Genomic DNA, 3,803 nt, shown 5'->3' on the forward strand with positions numbered 1-3,803 from the left:
GGGCGGGCGGGACGCCGCCCGCCCCACAGCTCAGCCATACGGTGCCCGGTGCGGGCGGACAGCACGGGCCGGTCATCCAGGCCGGGAGCATCGAGGGCTCGGTGCTGTCCACGCCTCACAACGGCTGACGGCTGACGGAAGAGCCCGGCCTGCGGTCGAAGACACAGTCGCCGCACAGGCCGCCGGCCGGGCAGCGGTAGTACAGGCAGCAACTGCGGCGGCGGAACGCCGGATCGTGCGGGGCCCCGGTGCTCCGGAGGTCCGGGTGATCGAAGAGTTCGGCGGCCAGTGCGCGGGCCCGTCCTGACACGTCGGGGCGGCGGTGGGTACGGGCCCAGGTGACCAGTTCACGCAGAGCTCCCGCCAGGGCCGACCCCGCGTTGCCCCACAGCAGCCCGTTCGACAGGGAGCCGTCGCGGCGGATCGCCTCGGCGAGGGGCACGAGATGGGCGTACTGGACGGCTTCCCGGATCCGGGCGGCGGTAGCGGGCAGCGATTCGGCGGTGTTCAGCCACAGGTCGTCGGGGGCGGTGCGCCGTGGGTCCCAGTGCAGGGCGCCGGGCGAGAGATCGGGGAAGCGGCCGGTCAGTGCCGCCGGGCCGAGTGCGATCGACCAGAGGCGGGAGGCCAGCCCCAGGTGTGCGACGGAGGCGGCGACTCTGCGCTCGGAGGTACGGAGCCGGGCGGCGACCGTGTCGATACGGGCCACGAGCGGTGCAGACTCCCCCGCGTACAACAGTGCCAGCGGGCGGTGCGCCCCCTCGGGCGGCGAAGCGGTACGCAATGCGAAGAATCCACTCACAGAGGCCGCTGCAGACTCGTCCATCACGCTGCTCCTTCTCGGCTCCCCGGCCGCCTCCGGTGACATCGCGGGCACCCGCAGTACCGCGACCCGCCGTTCACCGTAACCCCTCGAGATGATCCCTCCGGGGCCCGTCGGAGGGAGGACTACCGTCGGGAGGAGGACCCTGGGACTACTCCCGTACTACCAAGGCAGTACGCAGGATCGCCGCCTCAAGGACGACGACGCAGCCGCTTTGAAGGGACATTGTGGTGTACATGAGTTCCCTTGCGCTGTCCGTGCTTCTGTCACTGGTCTCCGCGGTCGCCTACGCGTCCGGGGCGATCGTCCAGGAGCGCGTGGCCACGGCTGGAGACGGCCGCTCGCTCGCGCCCTTGCGCAACCGTGTCTGGTGGGCCGCCGTGGCACTGAACGGCGTGGGCGCGGTGCTGCATGTCGTGGCGCTGGCCTACGGTCCGCTCAGTCTCGTACAGCCGCTCGGCGCGCTGACCATCGTCTTCGCCCTGCCGATGGCGGCACTCTTCGTACGCCGCCGGGCAGGTGCCACCGCATGGCGCGGCGCGATCATGGCGACCGTCGGTCTGGCGGGCCTGCTCGCGCTCACCGGGAACGCCGAGTCGCACACCCTGAGCGGCCCGGATCAGCTGCTGCTCGCCGGCGTGACGCTCGGTGCGGTCGCGGCGCTCTTCCTGATCTCCAAGGGCTTGCACCGGCCAGTGGTACGGAGCGTGATCCTGGCCGGGGCCGCGGGCGTCGCCTTCGGTATCGCCTCGGTGTTCACGAAGACGGTGGCCGTGCAGTGGGCCTCCGGTGCGGCAGGGGCCGGAATGCCGGCGCTGCTGTCGATAGCCGCTTTCGCGGCCGCCGGGCTGCTGCTCTCCCAGGCCGCATACCGGGGCGCCGGGCTGACCGCGCCGCTGGCCACGGTGACCGTGGTGAACCCGGTGATAGCCGCGGCTGTCGGCATCACCCTGTTCGATGAGCAGTTCCGGCACGGTACGGCGGGCACCATGCTCGCGCTGGCCTGCGGGGTGGTCGCCGCGGGCGGGCTGATACTCCTCACGACGGAGCGGCTGGGCGCGGAGCGCCGCGCCGGGCAGCCGGCCGCGATCGAGTACCCGGCCGCTCTGGAGGACGGGACGGACGCGGAGGGCTGGGAGACGGAGCCCGGCGCCGAAGGGGCTGCGGAACCGGCGTTGGGTCTGGCCCGGGCTGAGACGCGGACGGTCGTCGTTCTTCCCGAGCCCGCGGCGTCGACACCCAACGTGGCCGTCGAAACCATCGCGGAAACGTTCTCGGCAACCCCTGCGCTGCCGCTGGAGCGTCGGCTCGGGCAGGTGGAAGTCCGGGCCCGGGCGGTCGTCACACACCGGCACGGCAGCACGGCGGAGCCGTGTGTCCGCGGGGCCTGCCGCGCCGGCTGACACAGCCGGGCCCCAGCGGGCCGTTCAGACGCTGACGCCGCCCGCCCTGAGGTAGGCCAACGGGTCGACGTCCGAGCCGTAACCAGGGCCGGTACGGATCTCGAAGTGCAGGTGCGGACCGGTGACGTTCCCGGTCGAGCCCGAGCGCGCAATCCGCTGGCCTGCGGAGACATGCCGGCCCTCACGCACATGAAGCGCGGACAGATGCGCGTACTGGCTGTACTTGCCGTCGCTGTGCCGGATGACTATCTGGTATCCGTACGCCCCCGCCCAGCCCGCCGATACGACCGTGCCGGAGCCGACCGCCTTCACCGAAGTACCGGTCGGGACGGGGAAATCGACACCGGTGTGATAGCCACTGGCCCAGGAACCGGCCTGCTGGTACGCGGTACCGATACCCGCCGCAACCGGCGCGACGAGGCTGTCGGAGTACCTCTCCGCCCGCTGCGGCTTGTGGCTCTCGGCCTTCTTCGGCTGCGGCTTCGGCTTGGTGGGCTGGTGCTGCGGCTTGGTGGGCTGGTGCTGCGGCTTGGTGGGCTGGTGCTGCGGCTTGGTGGGCTGGTGCTGCGGCTTGGTGGGCTGGTGCTGCGGCTTGGTGGGCTGGTGCTGCGGCTTGGCCTTCTGATGCGGTGCGGCCTTCGGCTTCGCAGCCGCTGTCGAGCCCGCCTTGGAACCCGCCTTCGGTGCCTGGGCCACATCGAGGCTCAGGCGCTGTCCTGGAAAGATGAGATCCGGATCGTCCCCCACAACCGTGCGGTTCGCCGCGTACAGGTGCTGCCAGCCGCCCCGGACATGCTCGGTCGCCGCGATCGCGGAGAGCGAGTCACCACCGGCCACGGTGTACGACTCGCGCTTGCCGGGCACAGTGGTCGGCTTGGCGGGCGTGGACGTCCGCTTCGTCTCCGGCTTCCCGGCGGCAGCCTTCCCCGGCGCTTGTACATGGCTGGTCCGCTGCGACTGCGGGTTGATGCCGGGGACTTCCCCGCCATGGGCCAGCCCCGCCCGTGTCGAGCACCCCGGCCAGGCGCCGGGCCCCTGGCCTTCGAGCACCTTCTCCGCAATGGCTATCTGCTGGTCCTTGGTGGCCAGATCGGCGCGCGGGGCGTACACCGTGCCACCGTAGGCCGCCCACGTGGAACGGGTGAACTGAAGGCCCCCGAAGTAGCCGTTGCCGCTGTTGATGTGCCAGTTGCCGGTGGACTCGCAGGCGGCTACCTTCTCCCAGACATCCGTCGAGGCGGCGCCTGCCGACGAGGCTGCGATGAGCGGGAGCGCGATGCCCACACCGCCGACGGTGACCGTGAGCGAGGCACGGTTGAGCCGGCTGGGCTGATATCTGCGGTGCCGTCCGTTTGCGGCCATGACTTGGTTCCCCCACTGGCAGTAGGACACGTCGCAAGCGCCCAACTTATGGGCAGACAAAGGCCGATGACAAGAGAGCGATAACGGCTCTCGCCCATCCGGCTTTTCCCGGAGGAGAGTTCCCAGGTGAGCCGGTCCCGAGATGCGTGAGCGGGAACGCCGGGACGGACGTCAACGCCTGCCGTCCCGGATGTGCTGGTGGACGTCCACCAGCA

3 protein-coding genes are annotated in these 3,803 nt (G+C 71.1%); 1 reads left to right on the forward strand and 2 read right to left on the reverse strand.

Going from position 1 to position 3,803, the window contains the following annotated elements:
- Window positions 1-115: 115 nt before the first annotated feature.
- Entirely contained in the window at window positions 116-826 is a 711-nt protein-coding gene (locus ABTZ94_RS36595) for a (2Fe-2S)-binding protein (RefSeq protein WP_351207622.1), read from the reverse strand.
- A gap of 233 nt (window positions 827-1,059) precedes the next feature.
- On the opposite strand from ABTZ94_RS36595, the gene ABTZ94_RS36600 reads away from it, so the two are divergent.
- Window positions 1,060-2,226 (forward strand): DMT family transporter, encoded by a 1,167-nt coding sequence (locus ABTZ94_RS36600; protein ID WP_351207624.1) that lies wholly within the window; start codon window positions 1,060-1,062, stop codon window positions 2,224-2,226.
- A gap of 24 nt (window positions 2,227-2,250) precedes the next feature.
- Here ABTZ94_RS36600 and ABTZ94_RS36605 read toward each other — a convergent pair whose 3' ends face one another.
- Window positions 2,251-3,588, reverse strand: a complete 1,338-nt coding sequence (locus ABTZ94_RS36605; RefSeq protein WP_351207626.1) for a transglycosylase family protein — start codon at window positions 3,586-3,588, stop codon at window positions 2,251-2,253.
- Window positions 3,589-3,803: the final 215 nt, after the last annotated feature.

The organism is Streptomyces sp. NPDC002785 (genome assembly GCF_040295565.1).
Lineage (GTDB): Bacteria > Actinomycetota > Actinomycetes > Streptomycetales > Streptomycetaceae > Streptomyces.

What these genes read in the sequence shown, in the direction of transcription:
- ABTZ94_RS36595 (WP_351207622.1), bottom strand. Translation starts at nt 826, where the DNA reads ATGGACGAGTCTGCAGCGGCCTCTGTGAGTGGATTCTTCGCATTGCGT.
- ABTZ94_RS36600 (WP_351207624.1), top strand. Translation starts at nt 1,060, where the DNA reads ATGAGTTCCCTTGCGCTGTCCGTGCTTCTGTCACTGGTCTCCGCGGTC.
- ABTZ94_RS36605 (WP_351207626.1), bottom strand. Translation starts at nt 3,588, where the DNA reads ATGGCCGCAAACGGACGGCACCGCAGATATCAGCCCAGCCGGCTCAAC.